24 protein-coding genes are annotated in these 21,201 nt (G+C 33.8%); 3 read left to right on the top strand and 21 right to left on the bottom strand.

The genetic code is table 11. The features are described 5' to 3' along the window. Positions 1 to 3 precede the first annotated feature (3 nt). Genes Q0516_RS01565 through Q0516_RS01550 form a run of 4 tightly spaced genes read right to left on the bottom strand, consistent with a single transcriptional unit; the run spans position 4 to position 2,580 of the window. A complete protein-coding gene (locus Q0516_RS01565; RefSeq protein ID WP_294468462.1) occupies positions 4 to 546 on the bottom strand; it encodes a flavodoxin family protein in 543 nt (180 codons plus the stop codon). 14 nt (positions 547 to 560) lie between these two features. Further along, positions 561 to 1,133: a sugar O-acetyltransferase gene (locus Q0516_RS01560; RefSeq protein WP_294468460.1), complete on the bottom strand. Its 573-nt coding sequence runs from the start codon at positions 1,131 to 1,133 to the stop codon at positions 561 to 563. A 22-nt stretch (positions 1,134 to 1,155) separates the two neighbouring features. After that, positions 1,156 to 2,328 carry an iron-containing alcohol dehydrogenase gene (locus Q0516_RS01555; protein ID WP_365945739.1) on the bottom strand — a complete coding sequence of 391 codons (1,173 nt, stop codon included), beginning with the start codon at positions 2,326 to 2,328 and terminating at the stop codon, positions 1,156 to 1,158. Positions 2,329 to 2,358: 30 nt separating this feature from the next. Next, positions 2,359 to 2,580: a hypothetical protein gene (locus Q0516_RS01550; protein ID WP_294468457.1), complete on the bottom strand. Its 222-nt coding sequence runs from the start codon at positions 2,578 to 2,580 to the stop codon at positions 2,359 to 2,361. 133 nt (positions 2,581 to 2,713) lie between these two features. Here Q0516_RS01550 and Q0516_RS01545 point away from each other — a divergent pair, with 133 nt between their 5' ends. Then, on the top strand, positions 2,714 to 3,589 hold the full coding sequence (locus tag Q0516_RS01545; RefSeq protein ID WP_294468454.1) for a LysR family transcriptional regulator: 876 nt from the start codon (positions 2,714 to 2,716) through the stop codon (positions 3,587 to 3,589). 16 nt (positions 3,590 to 3,605) lie between these two features. On the opposite strand, the gene Q0516_RS01540 is transcribed toward Q0516_RS01545, so the two are convergent. The 17 genes from Q0516_RS01540 to Q0516_RS01460 form a co-directional block, all read right to left on the bottom strand. Continuing rightward, positions 3,606 to 4,160, bottom strand: a complete 555-nt coding sequence (locus Q0516_RS01540) for a hypothetical protein (RefSeq protein ID WP_294468452.1) — start codon at positions 4,158 to 4,160, stop codon at positions 3,606 to 3,608. 56 nt (positions 4,161 to 4,216) lie between these two features. After that, complete coding sequence (locus tag Q0516_RS01535) at positions 4,217 to 5,272, bottom strand: NAD(P)-dependent oxidoreductase (RefSeq protein ID WP_294468450.1); 1,056 nt, start codon at positions 5,270 to 5,272, stop codon at positions 4,217 to 4,219. 44 nt (positions 5,273 to 5,316) lie between these two features. After that, positions 5,317 to 5,670, bottom strand: a complete 354-nt coding sequence (locus Q0516_RS01530; RefSeq protein ID WP_294468447.1) for a hypothetical protein — start codon at positions 5,668 to 5,670, stop codon at positions 5,317 to 5,319. A 26-nt stretch (positions 5,671 to 5,696) separates the two neighbouring features. Beyond that, a complete protein-coding gene (locus tag Q0516_RS01525; RefSeq protein WP_294468444.1) occupies positions 5,697 to 6,587 on the bottom strand; it encodes a class II fructose-bisphosphate aldolase in 891 nt (296 codons plus the stop codon). A gap of 3 nt (positions 6,588 to 6,590) precedes the next feature. Then, entirely contained in the window at positions 6,591 to 7,025 is a 435-nt protein-coding gene (locus Q0516_RS01520; RefSeq protein WP_294468442.1) for a hypothetical protein, read from the bottom strand. 40 nt (positions 7,026 to 7,065) lie between these two features. Beyond that, positions 7,066 to 7,914, bottom strand: a complete 849-nt coding sequence (locus tag Q0516_RS01515; protein WP_257480445.1) for a PTS system mannose/fructose/sorbose family transporter subunit IID — start codon at positions 7,912 to 7,914, stop codon at positions 7,066 to 7,068. A gap of 2 nt (positions 7,915 to 7,916) precedes the next feature. Beyond that, positions 7,917 to 8,702, bottom strand: a complete 786-nt coding sequence (locus Q0516_RS01510; RefSeq protein WP_257480444.1) for a PTS sugar transporter subunit IIC — start codon at positions 8,700 to 8,702, stop codon at positions 7,917 to 7,919. An 18-nt stretch (positions 8,703 to 8,720) separates the two neighbouring features. Then, positions 8,721 to 9,218, bottom strand: coding sequence for a PTS sugar transporter subunit IIB (locus Q0516_RS01505; RefSeq protein WP_257480443.1), 498 nt, complete (start codon positions 9,216 to 9,218; stop codon positions 8,721 to 8,723). A 1-nt stretch (position 9,219) separates the two neighbouring features. Next, entirely contained in the window at positions 9,220 to 9,645 is a 426-nt protein-coding gene (locus Q0516_RS01500) for a PTS sugar transporter subunit IIA (RefSeq protein WP_294468436.1), read from the bottom strand. 218 nt (positions 9,646 to 9,863) lie between these two features. Further along, a complete protein-coding gene (locus Q0516_RS01495) occupies positions 9,864 to 12,428 on the bottom strand; it encodes a sigma 54-interacting transcriptional regulator (protein WP_294468434.1) in 2,565 nt (854 codons plus the stop codon). Between the two features lie 464 nt (positions 12,429 to 12,892). Then, the gene (locus tag Q0516_RS01490) at positions 12,893 to 13,786 is read right to left on the bottom strand and encodes a class II fructose-bisphosphate aldolase (RefSeq protein WP_294468432.1); all 894 of its coding nucleotides are present in this window, start codon (positions 13,784 to 13,786) and stop codon (positions 12,893 to 12,895) included. Between the two features lie 10 nt (positions 13,787 to 13,796). Further along, on the bottom strand, positions 13,797 to 14,828 hold the full coding sequence (locus Q0516_RS01485; protein WP_294468430.1) for a 2-hydroxyacid dehydrogenase: 1,032 nt from the start codon (positions 14,826 to 14,828) through the stop codon (positions 13,797 to 13,799). Positions 14,829 to 14,846: 18 nt separating this feature from the next. Next, the gene (locus tag Q0516_RS01480; RefSeq protein WP_257480437.1) at positions 14,847 to 15,113 is read right to left on the bottom strand and encodes an HPr family phosphocarrier protein; all 267 of its coding nucleotides are present in this window, start codon (positions 15,111 to 15,113) and stop codon (positions 14,847 to 14,849) included. A 21-nt stretch (positions 15,114 to 15,134) separates the two neighbouring features. Then, positions 15,135 to 16,193 carry a fructose-specific PTS transporter subunit EIIC gene (locus tag Q0516_RS01475; RefSeq protein WP_294468426.1) on the bottom strand — a complete coding sequence of 353 codons (1,059 nt, stop codon included), beginning with the start codon at positions 16,191 to 16,193 and terminating at the stop codon, positions 15,135 to 15,137. A 21-nt stretch (positions 16,194 to 16,214) separates the two neighbouring features. Beyond that, positions 16,215 to 16,553, bottom strand: coding sequence for a PTS fructose transporter subunit IIB (locus tag Q0516_RS01470; protein WP_294468421.1), 339 nt, complete (start codon positions 16,551 to 16,553; stop codon positions 16,215 to 16,217). An 11-nt stretch (positions 16,554 to 16,564) separates the two neighbouring features. After that, complete coding sequence (locus Q0516_RS01465) at positions 16,565 to 17,035, bottom strand: PTS sugar transporter subunit IIA (RefSeq protein WP_294468419.1); 471 nt, start codon at positions 17,033 to 17,035, stop codon at positions 16,565 to 16,567. 24 nt (positions 17,036 to 17,059) lie between these two features. Continuing rightward, positions 17,060 to 19,207: a BglG family transcription antiterminator gene (locus Q0516_RS01460; RefSeq protein WP_294468416.1), complete on the bottom strand. Its 2,148-nt coding sequence runs from the start codon at positions 19,205 to 19,207 to the stop codon at positions 17,060 to 17,062. Between the two features lie 648 nt (positions 19,208 to 19,855). Here Q0516_RS01460 and Q0516_RS01455 point away from each other — a divergent pair. Then, on the top strand, positions 19,856 to 20,215 hold the full coding sequence (locus Q0516_RS01455; RefSeq protein WP_294468414.1) for a ubiquinone biosynthesis protein COQ7: 360 nt from the start codon (positions 19,856 to 19,858) through the stop codon (positions 20,213 to 20,215). A 16-nt stretch (positions 20,216 to 20,231) separates the two neighbouring features. Further along, entirely contained in the window at positions 20,232 to 21,044 is an 813-nt protein-coding gene (locus Q0516_RS01450) for a family 1 encapsulin nanocompartment shell protein (protein WP_294468412.1), read from the top strand. Positions 21,045 to 21,201: the final 157 nt, after the last annotated feature.

Genomic DNA, 21,201 nt, shown 5'->3' with positions numbered 1-21,201 from the left:
CCATTAAACATTTTTACCCATATCATATGCGGCTTTTAGAATATCGGGTTGAGCCTTTATACTTGCGGCATCGTCTGACCCCGTACCTTTAATAACGCCTTTTAACTTAGCTTTATCAAAACAGTCTATCCAGCCTTTAAGTCCTTTTAATGCACCGTCCATTGAACTTTCATTTGTATCAGCCGAAGTAGCTAGAAGATATATATCTGTGAATGAATAATCTGACGGAAACATAGGATTGGTCCTGTCGAGCAGTACTTTCATTTGTCCTGCCATTTCATAAAAATATATCGGTGTTGCAAAAACAATTACATCTGTATTTAGCATTTTATCTATTATTTCATTTACATCATCATTGAATATACATTTTTGAGTTTTCTGACATGATAAACAGCCTATACAAAAATTTATTTCTTTATCTTTTAAATTTATTATTTCAACTTCATTTTTTGCTTCAACAGCTCCTTTTTTAAATTTCTCTGCTAATATTTCTGAGTTACTGTTTTTTCTGAGGCTAGTTGAAATTATCAAAACTTTTTTATTCATATTTATTCTCCTTTTTACTTTCTATCTATACTTTTAATGACTTTTGCGGGAACTCCTCCCGCTATAACATTTGGAGGTACGTCTTTTGTGACTACCGCTCCTGCGGCTATTATCGAATTATCTCCTATTGTTACCCCCGGAACTACAGTAGCATTTGCTCCTATCCATACATTTTTCCCTATTACTACTTTAGACGGATGGGTGGTGCTTCTTTCTTTTGGGTCAAAATCGTGGTTCAGAGTTGCTATTACTACATTATGACCTATAAAAGCTCCGTCACCGATTGTGATACCACCTTGATCCTGAAAACAGCACCCTGAATTTATAAATACATTTTTGCCGATAGTTATATTTTTTCCGCAGTCGGTATAGAAGGGTGGGAACATCCCAAAACTATCATCTATATCTTTTCCCGTCAGTTCTGAGAAAAGCTTGCAAATTTCTTTGGGTGTGTTATAAGAGTTGTTTAACTTCATTGTGATTTTCATGGCTTCGTTACTAAGCTTTACCATGTATTCATGTGTTTTAGAATTTTTGGGTATCGGCAGTCCGTCATTTACGTGTTTCAGAAATTGATTTATATTCATATTTTTATCTCCGATTAATTATCTAACGATATGATTTTCTGAAAATTTCTGCGCAGTCTTCATGAGTCATTTCGCATGGATTAGCAAGGAACAATCCTCCCATTGTTTCCCTCGCATTTTTAGCAAGCGTATCAGCTTCATCTATTGTAAATCCATATTTACTCATTTTAAGGTTTTCTACACCGCATTTCTTTTGCAGTTCATATAAAGCAGTAAGAAAGTCTTCGGGCTTATCGGCGTTTTTTGTACCCATTGCTTTTGCCATCTTAATGAACTGATCATCGCAGGCATGCTTTTCAATAAAGAATTTATAAAATTCGTTTGAAATCATTATAAGTCCCGCACCATGAGGCAGATTACTGTGATAAGCACTCATTGCATGTTCCATTGAATGTTTTGCCGTAGTGCTTGTAAGCTGCATTGTGACTCCCGCCATAGTGCTTGCGTAAGCAACTCTTTCTCTCGCTTCGAGATTGCTTCCGTCTGTTACAGCCAAAGGAAGATACTTAGCTATATTTTCGATAGCGGATAATGCTATTGTTTCGCTTAGGATATTCACTCCTTTGCTTATCATCACTTCGGTATTGTGAAACAGTGCATCAAATCCTTGGTATGCGGTGTATTTTTTAGGCACTGTAAGCATCAATGTAGGGTCAACTATGGAAAGGACAGGATTTAATTCCGGTACTCCTCCGAAGCCTATTTTCTCATTTGTTTCCTTATTACTTATGACGCCCCAGCAGTTTATTTCAGAGCCTGTTCCGGATGTGGTTGCTATCGTTACGATTGGTAGAGGTTTATTTATAAGAGGTTTGGCTTTTCCCGTGCCTCCTACGACATAGTCCCATAGATCCCCGGGATTTGTAGCCATTGCCGCAACTGCTACGGAAGAGTCTAATACCGCTCCTCCTCCGAGAGCTAATATAAAATCACAGCTATTTTCTTTTGCTGTTTTTGCCGCTTCCATAACTACTTCTTTGGATGGATTTTCGTGGATATTCGCACATAATGTGTATTCCACACCTGCTTTATCCAGTTGTTTCTGAACCTTATCCAGCGTTCCGTTTTCTATTGTCGATTTTCCGTTTGATATAAGCAGTAAAGCCGTTTTACCTGGTAAATTTTGTTTCCCGAGTTCGTTTAGCGTTCCCGCTCCGAATAATAAATTTGTTGATGTAAATAGATTAAAATTCATGTTCATAATAAAATCTCCTAAATGTTCTTTTTAATATTTTTGTTTCTTCATCTTATAAATCAAATAGTCTAGGCAATCGATCATATTGTAACGATCATGTATTTGATTTATCAGTGAAGTCCTGTGCAGAGAAAGAAGCTTAAGTTGTTCTTGTCGGTTATAAATTTTTTCAAGTCTTAAATATTTTGTTATGAAATCATCATCACAGCCTGCGTCTTTTAAATTTTGAATGATGTCAAGTTTTTTATTCATAATCATGCCTCCTTCTTAATTAAATTATATGCATGCCATTTAAAATAGCAAATACTTATATTGAATGGATTATCATAGTTGACAAGCATGGTAATAGGCTATAAAATGTTAAAAAGGATAAGGAGATGATAATATGGAATTGAGAGTACTTCGTTATTTTTTGGCTGTTGCCAGAGAAGAGAATATCACTGCTGCGGCTGGGGTCTTACATATAACTCAGCCGACCCTTTCAAAGCAGCTTATGGATCTTGAAAATGAACTCGGTAAACAATTATTTATAAGAGGGAAGAGAAAAATCACTTTGACTGAAGAGGGAATGTTTCTTAGAAAACGGGCTCAGGAGATAGTTGAACTTGCGGATAAAACTCAGTCGGAGTTTTTGTCAAATGAAGAAATGATAAGCGGAGATATTTATATAGGCGGGGGAGAGACTGATGCTATGAGGATAGTAGCTAAGACCGCAAAAGAATTACAGAAAAATTATCCGGGTATCAAATATCATCTCTACAGCGGAAATGCACAGGACGTGACCGAGCGACTTGATAAAGGATTATTGGATTTCGGTATTTTAATAGGTTCTTCAAATTTAAACAAATATGATTATCTCAAGCTTCCCGTTACGGATACCTGGGGACTTTTGATGAAAAAAGATAGTCCGCTGGCAGAAAAAGATATAATAAGTTCAGAGGATTTAAAAGGTATTCCTTTGATAGTTTCCATACAAGCACTGAAAAACAATGAATTATCCGGCTGGAGCGGATATAATTTTGAGGATTTGAATATCGTTGCGACTTATAATTTAGTTTATAATGCTTCATTGATGGTGGATGAGGGACTTGGGTACGTTCTTACTTTGGATAAGCTTGTGAATACTGCAGGTAAAAGTAAATTTTGTTTTATTCCCCTAAAACCTAAGTTGGAAGCAAATCTTTATATCGTTTGGAAAAAGTATCAGGTCTTTTCAAAAGCTACCGAGAAATTTATTGACGTGTTGCAGAGTTTATTGTAATTAAACATTAATAAATTTAAAACCGATCTGTTTGATCGGTTTTAAATTTTTGTTTTTGTATATAATGCTTCAAAAAAACTTCTGTTATATTTTCTAAATCAGTACTTTTTATTTTTATCGGTTCATTGATGTTGATTTGTTTATTATTTTTGTCATGTAAATATACTATATTAAAATTATCCTCTGACATGGAAACAGAATAACAGCTTATCCATTTGTATTTTATGATTTGAGATTTTAAGATAATACCATTTTCATATAATCCTATGTTTAGATATCTATTTTGTAAGACTGAGCTTATATATATCCCGCTTACAATAGAACATAAAATAGAAAAAAGCCAGGAGGGGATAAGTGTATTATGATTATAGAAACTGATTATAAACACGCATGCGAGACCTCCGAAAAGAGCTAATAGAATAAGCCATAAATCTTTCTTTGTATTATTATTTAATTCCTTTATTTTAAACTCCAATTCTCCATAGGAATTTAAACTTTTATTTATAAGTTTTTGTCTTACATATATCGTTATAAAAGTCAATATAACGTATAGGATAATATCGGTTACCATTTTATTCTCCTAAATTTTATTTACAGCGAAGAGTATATTACATCTTCGCCGTAAGTTTATTTTTCGCATTCAAATATAATACCGCCGCGATTGTTAAACTCCTGTGAGTCGAATACTTTTGGATTATATAATCTGAGTTCCTTTGTTTCACCCTTTTTAAATTTATTAAAACTGTCCATTAAATACTCATATTGATGAGGAACTCTTTCCATTGAAATCCCTGCCATATGAGGAGTTAATAATAATTTATCCGCAGGTATTTTATATGCTCTGCTGTCTTTATTCAAAGGTTCTGATGTAAATACATCCAAAGCCGCACCTTTAATTATATTGTTGTCCAAAGCATCAAAGATTGCTTCTTCATCCGCAAGTTTCGATCTTCCTGTGTTTATAAGATAAGCAGTAGGTTTCATCAATTCTATTTCTTTTTTACCTATCATACCTTCCGTCTCAGGCGTTACTCTCGCAAGTAATGTGACATAATCTCCCGCTTTCATTGCATCTTTAAGAGACATCATCGTAACATTTAATTCATCTGCTTGTTTTTTTGTCACATATGGGTCATAAGCAACTACATTCATACCTATACCGTTAGCAAGTTTTGCAAGCTCTCTTCCGTTTCTTCCAAGTCCGATGATTGAAAGTGTTTTTCTGTATAGCTCTGTTTGTGAAAATAAGTCTTCTGTCATATTGGTAGAGTTCCAGCCTTCCTGTCTCATTCTGTTGGTGAGTCTTACAAAATTGCATGCAAGATTAAACATTAAAGTCATGTTTAGTTCCGCAACACTATGTACACATCTTCCTCCCGCAAACAAAACCGGTATTCCGTATTTTGTACATACATCTATATCAATATTTTCTTCCGGACCGTCTCTTACGCTTAAAATCATTTTTAGGTCGGGACAGTTCTTTATTATCTCTTCATCCACAGGATCGTATCCATTGATGAAAATGTCTTTATCCTTTAAAACTTCTATTAGATTTATACCTCTGAGTAATCCGTCGGGGTATACCGCACCTGTATTTAAACTGGCTCTTTCGAGTTTGAAATTTTGTGAGAATATTTCTTCCCATTTTTCATCATATTCACCTGTCCATAAGGCTTTTAACATTATTCTTTAACCTCCGTTGTTATTTTTACTGCTATAAGAAAATGTTATTTGAATTTCAGGTATTTACTTATTATATATTGATTTACTATAATATTTCCGATTATCATACCTGATATATAATAAATAATGCCTATTGTAGGATTTAAATATAATATTATAAATGGAGCTGTTACCGATAAGATTATGTTCATCACTCCGTAGACCATATTGATAAATGAAATATTTATTACCTTTATTTTATAAAGTTTATATTTGCTGTTTAATACATGAGCCATGGCTTTATCGGATTTCTTATTATTACTGTAATAAGTTTTTCTATAAATAGCTATTATATTTAAAATAGTGATTATTGAAAATACTATCAAAATCAGAGTTTTATCACTTATTGAATTTAACATTTTCTTATACCTTCTTTTTATAATTTTTATGCTTTATTTGTACTGCCGAACAAATCTATATAATATTCAAGCATATCCGAATAACCTGCGTAATATGCAGGCAGAGGATACATGAGTTTTGTGAGCATATCATCAGAATCTTTTAGATATCCTTTACTTATATATTCACGCCCTTTTTTAAGTAAGTCACTGCATATATTTACTTTGCATATACCTTCTTTGCATGCACGAGCCAGATTATCATCTCCGGAACCGCTTCCTCCGTGTATTACTAGGGGGACGTTAACGGTTCTTCTAAGTTCCTTTAACAATTCAAAGTCAATGCCGGGTTCAAAACCTTTGGGGTATAGCCCATGTACTGTACCGATAGCTACAGCCAGACAGTCTATGTTTGTCCTTTCAACGTATTCTACCGCCTCGTCGACCTTTGTGAATGTAGCTTTTTTATCTTCTTCGGTGATGATTGTATTACTTCCGAGCATTCCTTCTGAATCCGAACCTATATTGGTTCCCACATGCCCTAGTTCGGCTTCTACAGAACATCCCAATGTATGAGCGATTTTAACTATTTCCGATACTTCTTTTATATTATCTTCGAACTTAAGCATTGAGCGGTCGACCATAACGGAAGTAAAATCCATCTTTAACGATTTTATTATTTGTTCATATTCTCCTCCGTGATCGAGATTTATCGCTACAGGGACTTCTGATTGTTTTGCTTTTTTGTTTGCGTAACCTACAAATGTTGTTAAATCATCATTAGTCTCAAAAGTAACGTTTAATATTATTGGCGAGTTTTTCTTTTCTGCGGTTTTGATTGCAATATCAATAGTCTTGTAATCCAGTACATTCGGTGCAGCGACTGCGTAATGCTCTTCTCTGGCTCTATCCAAAATTGGTTTCATTGTGTATAACATATCCTATATCCTTTCTGCTTTGGTAAATCCTTTTCTTTCTTTTTCTAAAGATTGTTTTAGTGTTTCCATTCGGCTTTCTTTTGTCTTCATTTTTTCTTTGTATTCTAGAATTTCTTTTGCCAAAGCACCTGACAGAAAAGTTTTTAGAGACTCTTCTATATTTTTTTGACTCTCGCTTTTGTTCTTTACCGAGTGAAGAAGGGTATATACTTTGCCAAAATAATATATTGTATAGTCAAGTCCTTTTTTATCAAGTATATAATGTATCCCTGACTGTGCCCCGCTTTCTTCGGCGCATTCGAATTGTTCCTGTAATATCATAACAAGAGTATCTGCATATTCTTTATCCCATTTTCTTTTTAACTTTGTACTTATTAACATGCAAAGCGAAAAACCTGCTATTAAGCTTATAAGAGTAAGTATTATATATTTTCCCATTTTAAATCATCGACCTTTCTGTCATTTCTTTGTTTATTTTTTATCCGAATAATCCTAAAACACCGAGAATTATGCAAATAACTATAATTCCTATCATTATTTTTGCAATATGTATTTTCTTTTTCTTAAAAAGATAATATATTATAAATACGGGGGCTAAACCTGAAATGCCCGGAAGAAGTGAATCGACTAATTCGTGAAGGGATTGTTTTCCAATGGTGACTGCAGTTACAAAATTGACATTTCCTGCAGTCAATGCTCCCATTATGCACATTGCAACCACAGCCGATACGGTGAGTACCTTTTGTGCCAGCTTGGATGATGTGAGTTTTGATACCGCTTCTCTACCGGAATAATATCCCGAGAAACAAGTAAGCCAAGATAATAAATATCTGGAAAATCCTATCCCGAGCCAAGATATCGGTACGGCAAGGAAGTTTCCCGCCATTGCAAGAGGCTGTGCATATCCTATGGTTATTACCCAAAATACAGTTTGAACTATAGTATCTCCAAATCCAGCAAGCGGTCCCATCAAGCCTGTTTTGACTGCCCTAATCAGGTCTGGAGAAATAGTTGAGTCGCCGTTTTCATAAAGGTCATTTGCCCTTTGTTCTTCCATTGAAATTATAAGTCCGTTTATACATCCGCCCCATGCATAATCCGTCATGTAAAAATCCATATGTCTGGTCAAGGCTTCTGCCAAATCATCTTTATTTTTATAAAACTTATGTAGTATATATCCCATTGCGGAAGAGAATGATAATCCGCCTTTTCTTGTATTTCCCTGTGTGTGGGCGATACCGTCCATAAATATGAGCTGCTCCATAAATAAGTCAAATTTAGTTATTTTATCCGGAGCTTTTCTTTCAATATTATTATTTTCTGACATATTTAATTACCTCCTATCAAAGTTTCGGAATCGTTCATGCCTTCTCTGTTAAGCATGTATATAAATCCTAAAATAAGTCCTATGATACCTATGACAATAGTCGATAGCCCTGCGAATTTTACGAGATAAAATCCTACGAAGAAATATGGTAAGAATTTCATTTTACCTATTAATGCAAGGAACATAGCAAATCCTACCGCAGGCATCAATCCGGCTGCTGCACCGAATCCCAGCATGACGCTTTCGGGGATTTTGTTTATTATCAAACTTGTGGCAGCTGTTCCCGCGTAAACTCCCATGAATGCAACTACGAATTTGAAAGCTGTATTCAGTACTGCGGGCAGCACATGACTTACATATAACAGTTTCTTCCAATTCCCTTCTGCTGCTGCTTTGTCTCCCAAAGGTACATATACGAGATCAAATAAACCGATTATATTGATTTGTCCCAGGAAGTTTGCGATTACCGCTACCGGAGCTGCAATTGCTACCGCTGCAGTGATATCAAGTCCGTAGCTTATAACTAACGGGATTACCAGTGTAGCGGAATACCATAGATCTACTGTTGTAATACCTCCAATAATGACAGGAGTCATATTTATCGTTTGTATAGTTGCACCTATTATGAGTCCCTGTTTCCAATCACCCAGCACGGCTCCGATAAGCCATGAGAAAGTAAACGGAGTGACCATCGTTGTAATCATGCCAATAGGAGGAAGTCCGCCGTTACCATGAAACAATGCGTAAATCAGAGATATCAAAACTACTTGTATTAATGTGATTTCCATTTTATGTTTTCCTTTCTATTAAAATTTTCCTTTTATTCCATCTTCAAATGAAACGGGTTCAAATTGCGGTGAATACTGCATATTGACTTTTACGCTGTAATCTTTTTCCAGTTTTCTAACTAAATCCACATCTTCTTTGCTAAGGCAGAGAGACTGGTCTATCCTTTCTCTTCCTTTTTTGGGGTTTGTCCATCCAAGCTGAAGGGACGTATAATCAAGACCTTTTTCATAAGCTTTAAAAGCATCCTCAACGGATTTAAATATCAAGAGTATCCGTCCTTCCGCCAGACCTTTTTCTTTCCAAGATGATACCGCGTTATCTATAGTTAGTATATCTGCATTTAATCCCGATGCACCGGCTGCACTTGATTTCATAATGCTTTTTACAAAATCATCATTTGCGGTAATATCGTCGACTGCTATTATGGTATCCGCATTGACGTTTGGTGCCCATGTTACGCAGATAACTCCGTGTATCAATCTTTCATCGACCCTTACTAAAACTAGTTCTCCCATTTTAATTTCCTCCTTTTTGATTTTTGTTCATTGTTACAACGGTTTCTAAATTTTGAATACCTTTTACTGCCGATTTCATAGCATACTGTGCCGTACTGTTTAAATCCTGCCCCTGTGACCTTGCTTCTATTGCCGCGAATAACATCGGAAGGTTTAGTCCCGTTACTATTTTTACATTTTTTGAAGTCAGTAATTTTCCTGATTGATTACAGGGACTTCCTCCGAGTAAGTCTGCAAATATCAACACACCGTCTCCGTTATCCATTTCATCAACGGTTTTAGCTATTAAAGGAGCAAATGCATTTATATCATCGGTTACATTTAAAGACAGAGCTTTTACTTTGTCCTGTTCTCCCATTATGCAGTTCATTGCATCTTTAACGCCTTTACTTAAGTTGCTGTGCGAAGCGAGTATAATTCCTATCATTATTACACCATCCTTTCTGTAAAATTTATGCTTCATATAATATATAAGCAAATGTCGTGCCAAGTTTATGTGTATAAAAATAAATAAAAAATAAGAGGCAAATCCTTTTATCTAGCCTCTTATTTTAAAGTTGTATTTTTTTATATGATTATACAGATGATGACTATTTTTTATACACATTAAGATTTTAATTGTTTTACCTGGTAATGTGTATAATTCTATATTTTTAAATTATAATGGACATCAAACATTTCTATTATCGCTTCATATTCACTCGGATACATAATAAATCCAAATTCCTGATAAACAGGTTTGAAATATTCTTCCAATTTATTTAGAGTTTCTTTTCTGTTATTATAATAATAGTTTAGATTTTTACCGGGCATTGGTTCCTTTTTTATCGCTCTTTCCACCATAAATGCACAGTGCATTATGAATTTATATTCAAACATTTTATCCTCACTAAGTCCTAAATCATTCCATATATTAAGTAGGACGGATTTTAAAGAATTATAAATTTTAGTTGGATTTATAAAAGTCAACATTTCATCAAGGACTTTAATGAACTTTTTTTCTTCACTGTTCATTAATGTATCATTATATTTATTGATATTTGTTTTGTTGTATATCACATCATCATCTATCAGTTCATTATAAAAATCAGCTAATTTTACATTGGAACTGTATGCTCTTCTCGTAATTTCCAATGCCATAAGAGTCGTTACGTTTGGGATTGCTATTGTAGGTATTCCGGTCTCTTCGGTGATCAATGTATCAAAGTCGCATAAAGAACCCATATCCGTAAGTAGTATCACTCCTTTTCCCTTATCTATTTCTCTTACTAAATCGATTGCTTTATTCAATATACTTTCCACCTTTTCATTAAGAGGAACATCCAAAGCATAAAGACCTTCTATATCTAAAAGGGTATTTACCACTTCTGCAATGGAACTTGCAACATTGCTTCCGTGAGCTATACACAAAACTCCTATTCTGTTTCCCATATCCATATCATTCATCGTATGAAGAAGCATCGTTACAAACATGATCTCATTTGAAGAAATTTCTATATCCAGTTCTTTTGAAAGTATTTCGATTATCTTTTGAGCTGCATAATAATCAATGGGGTAGAGCTGTTCTACAGACTTTATCAAATTATTGTTTACGGAGTATTTACCGCTTTTTATTCTTTCAATCAAATTATTTATATGTAAGGATAACGCACATACTATCCGTTTATTGTTTTCCTGGTTATTATATATGGTTTTAACGGAATCTATGGCGTCAATGACAGCTTCAATAATTCTTTCATCGACTATTCTTGCAAGCAGTTCTCCGTATTCGGGGAGCTGATTGCTTCTGATTTTTTCCTGCATGGATAAAAAATAACTCTTTAAATCGTCTTCGACTTTTTTTCTGACATTATCGTTTTCTTCATTTTTAAGTGATAATTCATAATAGTCTTCGATGATTTTGCTGTAGTATTTATTTTCATGTTCAAATTTATTCATTTGATTTAAAAGATACTTGCTTTCGTTGACTTTGCTGTAATCGAAAATAATCGTATCATCAAGGACAATTTCTGCATAGTTGTTGCTTTCGTGGTCTGTATTTATAAGCCCCAGCTTCATGTTGTTGGGGATATCGTTCCACTTTATTTTTATATCACTTTGTGAATTTGTGACGCAGGAGAAATAACCCTTTGCACAAATGAGCTGGATATCGCTTTTTAAACCACCTATATTTAACGGGCAGTCGTAATTTAAACAGCTTTTTAAAATCTTTTTACTGACTTTGATCTTTCTTTTTGTTTTTGCCGATTCGACATAAAAAAATTTAAATATCAATTCCAATCTTTCCTGCATATTGTATTTACTGACGTCCGGTAATTCTATGGTTATAGGAATACGCCTTATGAAAGTATTGAGAAGTTGAGAGTTTTTTCTTTCGGTAGTTGCTGCAATTATCATTAAATTTGCTTTTCTTGTAGTATCCGTTTCACCGACTCTTCTGTATATCCCTTTATCCATTAGGGTAAACAGCATTTCCTGTCCCTCTTTTGGAAGTCTGTGGACTTCGTCTAAGAACAATATCCCGCCGTTGGCTTTGTCAACTAATCCAGTACGTTCTGTATCTGCACCTGTATAGGCTCCTTTTATATTTCCGAACAGCTGAGAAACCAACAGCTGAGGATTGTCGGAGTAATCCGCACAGTTAAAAACAACGAATTTTGTGTCTTCGTAAAACATCCCTATCGCCATTCCATAGTTATACATAGCCTCCGCAAAAGTGCTTTTTCCGCAGCCTGTCGAACCTATGAGCATCGTATTAAGTCCCAGAGGAGGATAGGTAACAGCAGCTTTAGCCAATGAAACCTGATTTTTAAGCGTATCGTTAAATCCCACTATATTTTTAAAGACATCATACACTTTTTCATTTTTATTTTTTTCCTTTATTATATTAATATTATCATTTAAAGCACTTAATATTGACTCTTTATCATATACACATTCATTTAAACTCTTATTGAAAATTTCTTCCAGCTTTATTTTATGAAAAAATAATATAGGTTTACCTGTTACCTTAATTAATATTTCATCTTCGACCAAATCATTAAGGCACTTGCTGACATTGGTCCTTTGCATGTTCAAATCATTTGCGATGGAAATGGTAGTATGATAACTTTGATCAAAATCTTCACTGTTAAGAAAATCGTCCTTTGATAAACCGGATGTTCGTTTTTCTACTTCGTTTAATATGAGTTGAGCTTTATTATTTTTCATCTTTTTCTCCCCATTATCAGTTAATAAAAAGTGTATTATTTGTAATGTGTATAATCGCATTCTATGCTACCTTTATAGCATAAAAATAATTAATATTCAACTTTTGTTTGGATTTGGGAGAGTATAGATTTATTATGTTATATAATTAAATTGTATAATAAAATAAAAAAGCCAATAGCTATAACAGTTATCGGCTTGAGTTCTTATGGCGGGGGTAGCAGGATTCGAACCTGCGCATCATAGAGCCAGAATCTATTGCCTTACCAGCTTGGCTATACCCCTCTGATTTAATTGTACTTTATTATTATAATACAAAAAAAATATATATCAAGAGTAAAAATAAGTTTTTATGTGATTTAATATATAAATAAAAAAGACGTTATTTAACGTCTTTTTTAAATTAAAGGAGAATTTCAAGCTATAAAAACATACAGACACTTTTTATGATTTTATAGTTTTATTTATTATTTTTCTTCCATTGAAGTCATACCTGTGCAAAGACCTTTTGGTTTAACGTCAAAGGCTTTATTTACGCTTCCGTATACTTCTATCATTTCCATAAGTACTTTTTTAGCCCCTTCTCTGGCAGCTCTGTATACATCATAAGCTCCGGAACCTTCAAGGTCTGCATTTTTTAATCCGTCTACGGCTCCCCTGCAAACGTCATTTGCAATATTTACCTTATTTATTCCCATACTGCAAACTTTCCTTAATGAGTCTAAATCCGTTCCAGATGAACCATGAAGCACTAAAGGCAGGTCGGGCAGTGCATCTTTTATTTCTTTAAGCCTTTTAAAATCAATTTCCGGTTTAAAGCCTTTCGGATATGCACCGTGTGCCGTTCCTATTGCAACGGCAAGACAGTCAACATCGGTTCTCTTTACGAATTCTTTTGCTTCTTCCACACTTGTTAAAGCTGCATTTCTGTCATTTTCGTAATTATTTGCCTGACCTACATGCCCAAGTTCAGCTTCTACGCTTATTCCAATATTATGTGCAATATCCACTATTTCTTTTACTTCTCTTACATTATCTTCAAAAGGCAGGGAAGACCTATCTACCATAACGGAAGTAAATCCGGATTGGATTGCTTCCAATATATACTTTTTATCGGCTCCGTGATCAAAGTTTACCGCTATGGGAACACTTGACTGTTCAGCTAACATGGTACATATTTTCCCGAGAAAATGTATATCTGGATGCATACCGTAAGCAAAGTCTAGAATCAAAGGTGCGTTTAATTCTTCAGCTGCTTCTATAAATGCTCTTGTATCCAGCTCTGTGACTACATTAGGTGCTGCAACGGCATAACTATTTTTGTTTGCATGTTCTAAAATTTCTTTCATTGATACTAACATCTGTAGGCTCCTATCTTACAACACATTTCATTTCCTCGTTTTTAAAGTAACGGTTTAAATCTTCTGATATTATCTCTACCGCATTTGCAATCGTATCGTTGGATACACCTGCGATGTGAGGTGTAAGCGTGATATTATCAAGTTTAGTATAAGGATTATCTTTAGGAAGCGGTTCTTCATGGTACACATCAACGGCAGCTCCCAGTATTTTCTTGTTTTCAAGCGCTTCTATCATGGCTTCCTGATCCACAAGCCCTGCTCTTGCCGTGTTTATAAGAGTTGCTTTTTCGTTCATTTTTGCAAATTCTTTTCTTCCTATAAAGTTCTTTGTCTTTTCTGAATATCTTAGATGAAGAGAGATGATATCCGAGGTCGATAATAATTCATCCAGTGAAACAGGATTTCCTCCGAGTTGCTTAACCCTTTCGTCATCCATAAATGGGTCATGTACGATTACTTTGCTTCCAAAGCCGCTTAAATTTTGCTGTACTCTTTGACCTATATATCCAAACCCGATCAATCCTATCGTACGATTTCTCATGTCTATGTAATTTATATCGTTAGGATATTCTTTTTCCCATTTTCCTTCCATTAATAGATGATGGCTTTTGGCAATGTTTTTTACTTCACTTATCATCATCCCCACAGTAAAGTCCGCAACCGCAAAAGCACTCCTCCATGGGGCATTTGTAACAATAATTCCTTTTTTATTCAAAAGGTCTACATTTACGCTGTCAACACCGCCTCTCATTACCGCAACGAGTTTAAGTTTTTTTGCATTGTCGATTACTTTTTTATTTACCGGAGTTAAATGTACGGCAATGATATCCGCATCTTCGGCAAGTCTTACAAATTCATCACCCGCTTCAACGGCTTCCGCTCCTTCAAGTTCTGTTTTTAGCATATATTCCGCAAAAGCTTCTTTTGTTTCCAGCAATTTGTTGTCATATACCACTACTTCGTTGCCGTATTTCTCTAAATCTTTGATTTTATCTATCATTTCCGGAGTCACATAACAGTCACACGCAATTAATATTTTCATTTTTTCACTTCCTTATTTTTATTTAGGTTCATTTAAGTTATTTTCAAATAGGTATTTTATTGCATTATAAGCGTCTTTTTCATCTTCCCCGCTTATATCGATTTCCACATTTGTTCCCTTTGTGGCTCCGAGAGCAAGCACGGACATGATGCTTTTACAGTTTACGCTTATATCATTTGCTTTTATTTTTATATCCGATACGAATTTGCTTGCTTCCTGAACCAATACTTTTGCGGGTCTTGCATGTATACCCGTTTCGTTTTTTACTGTTGTTGAATATATCATAGATGTCTCCTTGGATCATGTTTAATTTATTTCGGTGTTCTCTTCAAGTTGTTCTTCTTTAGGTAAGTCTTTTTTGAATAACCATACCCATAGAACGACTACCGCTGCCTGACCTAATATGCAAAGTACGATTTTAGGAAGGGAGCTTGCCATTAATGCTGTGAACATTCCTCCGTGCCATGCCGGGGTCGTTACTCCAAGTAGTCCGACTAAAAATCCGCCTGTGGCACCTGCCAAGATATATGCCGGAGTAAATGTTTTAAGGTCAGCCATAAAGAATGGTATTTGAAATTCCGTTATCTGACATATCCACCCCGCAAATAATCCGGGAACATTAGCTTTTTCATTTTGTGTAAATTTCTTTTTAAATAACATAACTGCTATTGCAGTGCCAAGACATCCTGATGTTGCGGAAACCATAGTTGCCGCTGCCGTTACATTGTCGCCTGCATTTATGTATATCAAAGCTAACGGTAACATCCCATAGCAGAAAGGACCTCCCATACCAAAACAGAAGCAGGCACCGAATACCGCAAGAAGCAATGGTTTATATCCTATACCTTCAACCCAAACACCGAAGTTATAGATGAGTTTCATTAAGAATGAGCATGCGGGATCAACTGCGAACTGCATTGCAATGAACATAATAAATGAAGTTATTATAGGTATGAATAATATAGATTTAGCTGAACTCATTACAGGCGGCAATTTTAAATGTTTGACAGTATATTTTGTTACGTATCCTGCAATGATACCTCCTACTACCGCTCCTAAAAATCCGCTTTCGCCATTTGCTGCAAACAGTCCTACTACAAGACCGCTTGTAAGTGCAGGTCTTCCTGCTAATCCAAAGGCTACGAACATAGCAAGTATGTAATACATCATTTTGAATAATTGGTCTCCCCATGTATACATGTAATATGCAAGCCCTGTTTTAGCGTCTGCTGCACCTCCTCCTGTCCAGAAATTCGGAAGTGCCATTATGATCGCACCGGATATAACAACAGGGATCATATATGATATACCTGTCATCATTGCACCATACATTTCTTTTCCCAGTGTTCTTAATTTATCTTTCATTTCACTATCCCCTTAATTAAATTATTTTTTCTTTATATCTTTATCTAAAAATCCCGCTTCGATTAAATCATCTATCATCATTTGAGGATGTTTTAAAATATTTGCATAATCGACGTTTACTATTTTATTTTTGTAATTATCAAAACGCTCTGCACCTATTGGGAGAACTCCGCAGCAGAGTACGATAGCGTCTGCTTCTGCAATTTCTTTTTCGCTTAATTCATCTTCGGGACCAAGCTGACCTTGTAATTCGATATGTACATCGATCCCATATTTTTTTCCTTCTCTTTTCATAGCTTCTGCGGCCATGTATGTATGAGCTATCCCGCATGGGCATGAACTTATTCCTACAACTTTCATTTTCTTTCCTCCTAAATATTTTTATATCTGTCCTTAAATTCATTTAAAATTATGTTTTTATCTTTTTCTGTCTTTAGCTTTACTAAAAACTCTTCATCTAAAAATAATCTTGTTATATTGGCAAGCATGCCTATATATTCTTTTTGTTCGGTCGAAGCGGGAATTGCCAGCATCAATGCAATTTCGGCTTTTTCGTTTTCCTCTTTATCGTATGTAAAAGGTTTAAATCTTATAAATGCTATCGACGGTTTTACCACGGTTTCTGATTTACCGTGAGGTACCGCCAGTCCGTTTCCCATGTATGTGGAACCGGATTTTTCTCTTTTATATAGTGCTTCGATAAAAGCTTTTTCGTCTCTTATACAGTCCGCATCGTAAAACATTTTAGCCATTGTTTTAAATAAGTTGTCTTTATTTTCTATTTGTAAATCACTTACATCTATAGTTTTGAGGCTTAAAATATTGTTGATATCCTTATCCATTGTGACCTCCTTCTTTTAATTCTATTATTCGCTTATTATGTGTTCGGTCTCAAATGCAGTTAAGACTTCCATGAATTCTTCATAAGATTTACTGCTTCTGAGTTTATCCAATATGTCTTGTTTCTCTATTAGCTTTATTAATTCCGATAATGCTTTAAAGTGTTTGTTTGATTTTGTAGCGGCAAGGGAAAATACTATGCTTACAGGGTCATAGTCTTTATTCCCGAATTTAACGGGATTTTTTAGAGTTATAAAAGTCATACATGTTTTATATACATTGTCCGTTGATTTTGCATGGGGAAGAGCAAGCCCTTCTGAAATAACGACGTTAGAACCGAGGATCTCTTTTGCTTCAATCATTTTTGCTCCGTAGTTTTTATCAACACATCCGCTTTTGTTCATTAATTCTCCGCTTAAAAGGATTGCTTCTCTACAGTCCTTAACATCTGCATTTAACATAACATGTTCTTTCGTGGCAAATTCGCTTAATAAATGCTTATTATTATTTATGATCTTTTCTTCCTTGATAAAATATTTTTGAATTTGTCTTTCAAGTTTTTGATAGTCTTTTATAATGCAGTTTTCGGATATTATATCCATTAAATCTTCAACTACGAAACTGTAGTTGTCCCTATTTTTTATTCCCAGTTTGCTTATATGTTTTTTTATTTTTAAAATATCTTTTTCACTGAGAAGGGGAGATACATATATGATGGATTCTTTGCTTCCGATTGATAAGGCAGTGGTCGATATTACCAAATCTATACCTTCTTTGTTTGTATCATTGAATTCTTCAACGGAGCAAGTCTTTTCAACCATTATATTCGGAAACTCGTTTATCAGTCTCATCTTAAGCATATTGCTTGTACCGATACCGCTTGAACATACGATTATGGTTTTAAATAAATTCAACTTATTATTTGCTCTTTTGATTTTTTCTAAAGAGGCTGCAATATGCATAGTTAGGAAACTTACTTCATCCTCGCTCAGTTTTTTACCCAGACATTTTTCAAGATAATTACTTCCGATCTGACAGGATTTAAATATCTCAGGATACATTTTTTTGATTTCATTCTTGAGCGGGTTTTTAACTTTTATATTAAAAAGCGTTCTGTGAATCGTGGAAGTTATGTGCATAAGCAAGTTATCAAATAAAGTTTTATCTCCGAGCAAATCCGTACATAAAAATTCCTGGACTATTTTTATAAACTCATCAACTAATTTCTTTTCGTCATATAAATTTATATCTTCATCTTTTTTTAGGTACCTTTTATTTTGAGATAGCATATAGCAAAGTATATATTTCATTTCTGTACTGTTTAGATTTATATCTGCACTTTGATATAAAAATTTTGAATTTTTGTCTATCCATTCTTCCACATTAAATGTTTCTTTTAATGTAATATCCTTAGCATCAAAGTTATTTAATATAAAACCGTTTTTAACTCTTTTTACCGATATCAGTATATAAAAAAATATTCTAATAAAGGCATCTTCACTGAACTTTATCTGCTGCTCTTTTTCATACTTCTTGATGAAATTATTTATGATCCCGACATTTATATTTTTAGTAAAATAAGTTATGAGATTATTGTCGGATAAGTTGAATACAAGAAACTCTTTATTTTTGAATGTGTTATAAATTTTTTGAAAATCGAATTCTTTTAGGTAGGATTCGATGTATTCTAAAACCACATTTCTGTAAATAGTTTCTTCATATTCTATCTTAGTTCCTTTTCTCGGCTTCCTTATAAGATCAATATCTCTGTCATTTAGCCATTTTTCACATTTTTTTAAATCCTTTATTACTGTCGTTTTACTTGTGTTGGTTTTTGTTATTAAGTAATCGTAAGTGATTTCTTCCTGTGCAGTTAAGAGTTCGTTTAATATGATGTTTACTCTTTCTTCTTCCGTGTAAAAATCTTCATCATTACCGAGTTTTTTCATAACTTTATAGATGTCATTGTCATTTGTATTGTCTTTGTTTATCAACACCCCTTTATTTCTGTCCTGAATAAATTTCAGTCCGCTTGAATTTAGCGATTGTTTGATTGTTTTTAAATCTTCTCTTATTGTCCTGGTGGAAACCAGGAATTTTTCGGATAGATAATCAATGGAAATAAATCCATTGTTTTGTAGTAAATACTTAAGTATTCTGACTTCTCTTTTCATAGCATTTCTCCGATTGTTGAATTTTAGCTATTATTTGTGTGTTTTGAATAAATATATTTATCTTCAATAACATTAAAGCACAAATGTTTAGTTAATTAAATTTCAAGATATTTCAATATAAATTGCAAAAAGTATATTTATTTTTGATTTTATTAAAATCTTTATTTAAAAGGATTTTAATAATCTTTGTAATTAAATATTATTAAAAATTCATTTTAAATTGAAAATTTATTTATAAATAAAATACATTTAAATAATCATATTTAGTAGTTTGAAATAAGAAAATATCATATTAATTTTATCATATTTAATATTAGATTTTTTATAGGAAAATAAAGGAAGATATAACCTGATTGGTTTTTGATTTTCAAAAATATCTTAAATGCAAAATATTAAAATATAAATTCCATTAGTGTAATAAAAAAGTCAAAGAAAGAAATAATAATTATGATTACAATGTCGTGTTATATATGCTTAATGAACAAATATAAAAATAAATTATTCTTTAGTAATTATATAAAAATAAAAATGAACGTTGCTGGTTTTACTTATAAAGTTGATATTGTAGGATTATTTTAATTGATATTAATAAAAAATTATAGAGTTATTAATATTCGTTTACGCTTATGCGTAAGAAAGGAGTTATTTATGCCAAGTTTTGCAAACCCGTTTCAGGGAAATGTAAAGAGAAAAATGTCAAATGCGGAGTTGATGCAGGCTTTAAGGCTCGATATTGCAGCAGAATTGGAAGCTATTTTTTTATACGATGCTCACTATCTTGCAACCGATGACCCTGCTGCCAAAGCTGTACTTAGTGATATAAGGGACGAAGAAAAAGCTCATGTAGGAGAGCTGATTACATTAATGCGTTATCTGGATCCTAAGGAAGCAGATTCATTTTTTCATGGTGAAAATGAAGTAAAGGAAATGCTGGAAGAGTTGGGGATGTCCGATTCAGACAGTGAAAAAGCTATCAAACATACAGTTGGTAGTTTAAAAGAAGATTAAGAAAGGAGTTATATATATGAAATATTTAGCAAGAGAAGATGCACCTTTTAGTTCCGAAGTATGGGATAAAATCGATAAGACCGTAGTGGATACATTTAAAAGACATTTGGTTTGCAGACGTTTTTTAAGTTTGTTTGGTCCTCTCGGTGCCGGAGTAAGTTTTATTCCAATCGATTCGGTTGATAAAACAGAAGTATTTTCAAATGGTTTCGGAGAAATTGCCGGTCGTAAAATAGTTCAAATGCCTCAGTTATATGAAGATTTTTCTTTATTATGGAGAGATATGGAGCAGAGTGAAAAGAACGGATGGCCGCTCGATCTATCTGCTGCTGCTTCAGCAGCTCAAAAGGCAGCAAAAAAAGAAGATGATTTAATTCTTTTTGGAAATAAAGATTTAGGCATGGAAGGTCTTTTAAATGCAAAAGGGACTTTTGGGATAAAAAAAGGTAACTGGAAAGAAAATGAAGATGCATTCAAAGATGTTGCTCATGGTATAGCTTATCTTTCAAGCAATTGTTTTTTAGGCAGATATGCTTTGGTTCTTTCTCCCGATGTATACTTGGATCTGCAGAGGGTACAGCCGGGGATAAATATGCTGGAACTTGAACGTATATCAAAGCTTGTAGACGGAAGAGTTTATACTACAGGTGCATTTGGAACCAATAAAGCGGTATTATTATGCGTAGAACCCGAGTATATAGATTTAGCGGTTGGTGCTGATTTTGGAGTAGGGTATTTGGAACTTAAAGATTTTAATCATTATTTCAGGATTTTGGAAACTGTGACTTTAAGGATAAAAGATCCTCGTGCAATCGTTAATTTTGAATAGATTTTGAATAGATTTAATATGTTAAATTATAAAAAAGGATAAACATTTTTTAATGACTATCCTTTTTTATTTTTTTTAAGATAAATAATTTATATAATTATTTAATAGCCGATATTAACACTACCTATTATATATTATATACTTATACTTTTTATAA

Source organism: uncultured Anaerofustis sp. (genome assembly GCF_938029165.1).
Lineage (GTDB): Bacteria > Bacillota > Clostridia > Eubacteriales > Anaerofustaceae > Anaerofustis.
The sequence above is the reverse complement of the archived record's forward strand: the minus strand, read 5'-3'. Positions and strand labels throughout refer to the sequence as shown.